General features: G+C 29.0%; 6 protein-coding genes. 1 reads left to right on the top strand and 5 read right to left on the bottom strand.

What is annotated here, in order from left to right:
- Positions 1 to 117: 117 nt before the first annotated feature.
- Positions 118 to 396, bottom strand: a complete 279-nt coding sequence (locus J7G74_RS03675; protein WP_297132093.1) for an ATP-binding protein — start codon at positions 394 to 396, stop codon at positions 118 to 120.
- A gap of 188 nt (positions 397 to 584) precedes the next feature.
- Here J7G74_RS03675 and J7G74_RS03670 point away from each other — a divergent pair, with 188 nt between their 5' ends.
- Entirely contained in the window at positions 585 to 887 is a 303-nt protein-coding gene (locus tag J7G74_RS03670; protein WP_297132092.1) for a hypothetical protein, read from the top strand.
- Between the two features lie 719 nt (positions 888 to 1,606).
- Here J7G74_RS03670 and J7G74_RS03665 read toward each other — a convergent pair.
- From J7G74_RS03665 to dgoD, 4 genes are all read right to left on the bottom strand, one after another.
- Positions 1,607 to 2,896 (bottom strand): SLC13 family permease, encoded by a 1,290-nt coding sequence (locus J7G74_RS03665; protein ID WP_297132090.1) that lies wholly within the window; start codon positions 2,894 to 2,896, stop codon positions 1,607 to 1,609.
- A 171-nt stretch (positions 2,897 to 3,067) separates the two neighbouring features.
- Positions 3,068 to 4,384: an SLC13 family permease gene (locus J7G74_RS03660; protein WP_297132088.1), complete on the bottom strand. Its 1,317-nt coding sequence runs from the start codon at positions 4,382 to 4,384 to the stop codon at positions 3,068 to 3,070.
- A 98-nt stretch (positions 4,385 to 4,482) separates the two neighbouring features.
- A complete protein-coding gene (locus J7G74_RS03655) occupies positions 4,483 to 4,959 on the bottom strand; it encodes a YhcH/YjgK/YiaL family protein (RefSeq protein ID WP_297132086.1) in 477 nt (158 codons plus the stop codon).
- Positions 4,960 to 4,984: 25 nt separating this feature from the next.
- Positions 4,985 to 6,127, bottom strand: coding sequence for a galactonate dehydratase (dgoD, locus tag J7G74_RS03650; RefSeq protein ID WP_297132085.1), 1,143 nt, complete (start codon positions 6,125 to 6,127; stop codon positions 4,985 to 4,987).
- Between the last annotated feature and the right edge of the window lie 189 nt (positions 6,128 to 6,316).

Below are 6,316 nucleotides of genomic sequence, written 5' to 3'. Positions count from 1 at the left end.
CCTTATCATGGTTATAATATATATTTATAGATTATGTTTTATACTATTTTTCTTAATCTACACCTTTATTCTAAATCTTCTTTTCTCCACCTATTGATTACATCTGTAAAATCAATATTATTCCATTCTTTTTTCCAATGTTATACTTTCTGATTCAGGCTCTGGATTTAGCTTTTCTAACTTAACTATAGAAGGTAATGGTACAGAGTCCCCTACTATTAAACACTCGCCACAAGATAATGTAGGAAGTATATCAGCTACTGAACTTGTATTATTAGGAAGTAAATGTTTTATATAATTTTGATCATTTACATTAGTCAATCTTAGTACTACAAAGTTATTACACTGATAAAATATTATATCTGATACTTCAGATGGTCGCTGACTTACCACCATTAAACTCAATCCATATTTCTGCCCTTCTTTTGCAATATGTTCAATAAACTTTTTAGATGCTTTATATTCACTTTCGCCCTGTTTATGGTTGACTACTATTTATTCTAAATATACAATTTACAATATATAAATATGGCGTACCAATATCTCTGCAATATATCCTTCTAAACTCATCTCCCTTAGTAATTATGCTCATAGGTAGCTCAATTGGTGTAGTTGCATCAATATGTATAGGTGTATCTGAAAAATTTGTTGGATTTATAATGTTAATACCAATGTCATTTTTTCAACCCATATCTCCATTTGTAACACAAAACTATAGTTCTAAAAATATAATAGAGCTAAAAAGTCCTTCTTCTCTATTTTGTAGGGTTATAATATTTTATATTGCATTCTTCCATGGAAACTTGCTTTATAGAATATTCTCTAAAGATGAAGCTGTTATTTTAGTAACTTGTGATTATATAAAAGCTTATGTTGTATCCTGTTAATTTACTGCCAGAATGTTTAGTATGATTGTATATTTCAATAGTTGTGGAAAAACAACTTTTGTTATGTTATGCCTAATAAAGATGAATCATTGAATACTTGCCATGAAGTACAAACTTTATAAAATGTATAATTTGTGTCTGTTACAATTGTATAATGAAAAAACTGTACCTTTATATATCAATTAAAGATACAGTTTTTTTATATTTGTTATTTTTAGATATTTTTTAATCTTTACTATGATTTTTATCTTTTTCATACTTTTCATAGTCTCCATTAAACTATATTCTAGGAACTTATATTGTTTTTAGATATAAAGTTTAATTAAATCCAAGTCATTAATAGATTTTTTGATTTCATTATATTTATAACCATTTATATTAAAAGTAAAATAAGAGAAATTACAATAATTATAATTTTTCCCATGTGACTTCATAATAGACTCTATGTTAAATATATTCTAGTTAATATAGAAAGCGAATCAAATATATTGGCATTAAAGAATGTATAAGTATTATATATTTTGACTTAAATATATAATAATAGCTAAATATCCACCCAATATTAGTACTACACTTAATAAACTTATTATCATCGCAGTTTTAGGTTATGATTTAGTCTTTCTACTACCATTTAATAATTCTATTATTTCTTTACTTTTTATAACTACTATAGTTACTGGATTCGTTATAATAAATAACATTACAAATACAATACAAATTTAGGGGAACATAGGAAATACGGTCATTATCCATCCTATACTAACTATACACAATAGTATAGCAGGCACAATAGATTGTTTAAATATATCTTTAACATCATATCCTCCAGCACCCATGCTCATAGGTATTGTAGGTGTTGCCATAGGAGTCATAAAAGAACTTAAACAAGCTGATTGAACTAGTATTATAATACCCACAGGATTTGCACCTAGTGATTTACATGCTAGAATAGCTATTGGAATAAATATTGTCATTACTGAACGATTCATCATAAATTGTGTTAATAAGAATGGTACAATAAAGAATACGAATCCTATGAGATATGGATTTCCAAGCCCTCCTACATATTTAGCTATAACCCCACCTATAGTTTCTCCTGCTCCTGTTGCAGTTAATGCATCTCCCATAGTTAGCGAACCTACAAATAAGAATCCCATCCACCATGGTACAGAATCTATAGCTTCTTGTTCTGAGAGTACTCCTGTTATTACCATCATTATGGCTCCAAGAAAACAGATTAACCAAGTATCTATTCCAAGTTGTTTTTGGAATACCAATCCTAAGGTAACTAATATAAATATTATGTATCCAGCTCTTTCCTTAAATAGCGAAAGCGTTTTTTCTCCTTCTTTCTTTGATTCCATCTTGATTAACTCAACACTTGGCTTATCTGGTGAGAATTTTGTTGCAAAGAATATGCAATATATTACAGATACAATAATCATCGGCAATCTTGCTTTCATAGGATCCATTAATCCCACTGTAAAACTAGTATATGCATTTGCTTCTAAGTATCCATTAAGTTCAGCAAAAACTGTAGCTCCACTTCCTAATGGTAAAGCACCTAATGTAGACACACTTGCAATTGCTAAAGGAAACATTACTTTAGATGGGCTTATCCCCAACTCATCACAACTTGCTATTAGCATCGGAGCCATTATACCAAATACTACCATAGAACTTTGGATAAATTGGCTTAATATCACTGTGATTATAATGTAACCAAACATAATTTTTATTAGTGAGCTTTTTGACATACTATTAACACTATGTGCACATATTCTAACAAACTTAGTACGATTAAATCCTGCTGCAACAACAAACATAGATAGCATCATTACTGTATTTGGATTTGCAAAATTATCTAGTGCGTCTTTTGCATCTATACAGCCTGTAAGTACAAATGCTACCATACTAAGCATTGCAGTTGTACCCATATTAATCTTCCCCCATGCATAGCTAATAATTGTAAGAGTACTTATAATTAGACATATCTCCAATTGATTCATCTCAATTTCTCCTTTAATTATATATTTTATTTTCTATGGACCTTATATTTATAAATTATCATTTTATCAGTTTTCATAAAAAATTGATTAGTTTGTTGAATAATAACAATATAATAGGAGTTGCCCTTTGAATGTTTTTAATATTTTGAGACAACTCCATACTATTTTTACCTACTTAATAACACCTAGTACTAAACCTATTGCAATGACTAATAAATTTGATACTGTTAAAACCTTTACTGCTAATTTACAATATTCTTCTGTATCTATATTTAATAAACCAGTTCCTACATGTGTAGTTGGTGTTAATGTAGACGATCCTGTTCCAAAAGCTACATTTGTTACATATGGAGCTATTACTTGTGCTCCAGTTAATCCAAAGTTAGCACCAACTGATACTATTATTGGATATAATGAGTTATATAATTGGTAAGGTACATAATGTATAACTATTGTACATATAGCTAATAAAATTATGTGCATATATCTCGTTAAAGACTCTGGTATTATAGAAACTAACAACTCAGCTAATCCATCTATCATTCCAGTTTCTCTAAATACACCTATAAATACTGATATACCTGCTAACATTATAAGAGTGTTGAAGAAAGTTTGTCCGCCTTTAGCCCATAACGGTTGGTACTCTTTTGGTGATGGATAGTTGAAAATTGTAGTTAATAAACAAGAAACTATAAATACTAAATAAGCTGGTATACTAAATACTGATATAGCAAGTATTGAGCCTATGAATACTATTAAATTTATCCAGAATCTATTTGGTCTTAAATATGGTTTATCTTTAGATTCTGATGATTGAGTCTCTATAGATTTCATATCTTGGCTTAAATCTATTTTCATAAGGCCACCTTGAGCTTTATGACGTTTTGCAAAGTATAACCATTGTAATACTATAACTGGTATAAAACAAAGTGATATTGGAACAACTTCCTTTGCTAGAACCATTGTGTCAACACCTGCAAATACAGCAGAAATAGATATTCCTATTCCCCATGGTAAAAAACACATTGCTGCTAAGGCAGTTTGACATATAATCATTGCAGCTTTTTTATCGAATTTTAACTTTTCATAAAATGGCATCATTATAGGGAAAACAATTAAGTATCCTGTTACAAGAGTTGCTGTTAACATCCCTATTATAGATAATATAGTAGTTAAAACCATTACCATATAAACATTTATTTTTCCTTTTGTTAAACTTAAAAATTTTTCTACTAATGTTTCAAACATCCCTGTTTCTTGTAGCATTGTAAAATATAATAATCCAAATAGCAGCATATAACCACAAGAAACCATCGTATTATTTAAAGAATTAATTACCATAGTACTTAAATCATTTATATTTGTTCCTAAAATAAGTGCACATATTATAGGCACTATCATTAATAAAAACGGCACAGGTATTTTTTTCAAAAATATTCCTGCTATTATTATTGCAAGCATTATTATTGACATAATTGTTGGCGTCATAATAACTTCCCCCTATACTTTTTATCTTTTCATTGCAAGTATTTAATATTAAACACTTGCAATAATTAATTTTATTTATTTTAATTATTTAATTTAAGTTATTTATAAAACTTATCCTTATTCACTTTAATCTTAAATAATATCTTCTTTACATTACATTTTTCATTCATAATACATCGAGATCTATGACCATCATGTTTTAAGAAAATAGCAAACATGCCTTCCTCTAAATTAAGATTTATTGCTTCAGAATTTGGATTATACAATAATATGTCTCTTTCCTCATTATAATCACCATCTGGAATTAACTTAGAAATGTCTATCCAATTAATAATCTCTTGTCCTCTTTCAATATACTGAATATCTATATACTTCATATGAGATTCAAATTTGCACTCATTTGGAGTTTTAGTTTCGTATTTTTGAATTATAGCAATTAAATTATCGCCATCTAATGAATACCTACCTTCTTCAAGGTATTCATCTCTTGATTTTTTTATAAACTTAATAATTTTGTTTGTGTAATCTTCACAGCTCAAATATTTTTCAAGATATTTAATATTATCAATTATCATCTTATCTTATCCTTTATGTAAAGTCTTAACGATCTTTTACAGAACCATCAAAAGCTATTTGACATTTTATATCCCTTTGCTTCGCTGGAAATTTTTCTGTTATATCATCTATTAACTCTATACCAATACCTGGTGCATCTGGTATTATTAAATATCCATCTTCTACAACTAAAGGTTCTTTTAACATTTCTCCTTCATTGCCTTGTTCATAGAATGATGGGAACTCTTGTATAGAAAAGTTTGGTATACATGCATCTAATTGTAAGCATGCAGCTGTTGAAACTGGGCCTAATGGATTATGAGGAACTATTCCTATATAGTTAGCTTCAGCCATAGAAGCTATTTTTTTAGCTGGTGTTATACCACCAATAGCACATACATCTGGTCTAACATATTTAGCTGCATTATTTCTCATTAACTCTTCAAATTCTTGTATATTTATAGCTCTTTCTCCAGTTGCTATAGATATATTTGTACGAGCAGCTATATCAGACATCGCATGTACATTATCTGGTGCTATTGGATCTTCTAAGAAGTATGGACGATACTCTTCCACGCCTTTTGCAAAGGCTATTGCTTCAGATGGATTCATACTACGATGAACCTCTAATATTAAATCAAAATCATCACCTACAGCTTCTCTACAAGCTTTTACCTTTTCTATATTTTTTTGTACATTGCTTGCGAATATATCGTCTTCTCTTTTTGTAAAATCATCTTTAAGCGATCCAGTTATCATAAGTCTAGCAGCTGTGAAACCTTTTTCCTTTAATTCAAGACAACCCCTAGCCATATCTTCTGGAGTAAACTCGAATACTGCGGCATAAGTCCTTACTTTGTTTCTAGTTTTTCCACCTAATAGTTGATAAACTGGCACACCTAATTTTTTACCTAATATATCCCATAATGCTATGTCTATAGCTGCTATAGCACTCATTACTATAGAACCTCTGAAGTATAAGCTACGATACATATAATTCCAGTGATGTTCTATTTGTAGTGGGTCTTTACCTATAAGGTAATTTTTAAATTTCTCTAATGCTCCTACCGTTGCATCAATAAATCCCCATGATCCTACTTCTCCGATTCCAGTAATTCCTTCGTCTGTATGAATCTTAATAAATAAATATTTACTAGCAGGTACTAGTTCTAAATCTGTAATTTTCATTAATTAATTCCTCCTTTTATTTGCTATAGAAAACCATTACTATATGAAGATACACATATATTATCATCTCGTTATTTTTGCTACAATAGATATTATTCACTAGTTTTTATATACAAAAAATCTTTTCAAGACAAAAAAATAGAACTTTCATAGAAAGTTCCTTAATATTTACCATGCTAAATATATTAT

The organism is Terrisporobacter sp. (assembly GCF_017888745.1).
Classification (GTDB): Bacteria; Bacillota; Clostridia; order Peptostreptococcales; family Peptostreptococcaceae; genus Terrisporobacter.
Note: the sequence above shows the minus strand (reverse complement) of the source record. Positions and strands in the feature narration are given on the sequence as shown.

What these genes read in the sequence shown, in the direction of transcription:
- dgoD (WP_297132085.1), bottom strand. Translation starts at nt 6,127, where the DNA reads ATGAAAATTACAGATTTAGAACTAGTACCTGCTAGTAAATATTTATTT.
- J7G74_RS03660 (WP_297132088.1), bottom strand. Translation starts at nt 4,384, where the DNA reads ATGACGCCAACAATTATGTCAATAATAATGCTTGCAATAATAATAGCA.
- J7G74_RS03665 (WP_297132090.1), bottom strand. Translation starts at nt 2,896, where the DNA reads ATGAATCAATTGGAGATATGTCTAATTATAAGTACTCTTACAATTATT.
- J7G74_RS03655 (WP_297132086.1), bottom strand. Translation starts at nt 4,959, where the DNA reads ATGATAATTGATAATATTAAATATCTTGAAAAATATTTGAGCTGTGAA.
- J7G74_RS03675 (WP_297132093.1), bottom strand. Translation starts at nt 396, where the DNA reads ATGGTGGTAAGTCAGCGACCATCTGAAGTATCAGATATAATATTTTAT.
- J7G74_RS03670 (WP_297132092.1), top strand. Translation starts at nt 585, where the DNA reads ATGCTCATAGGTAGCTCAATTGGTGTAGTTGCATCAATATGTATAGGT.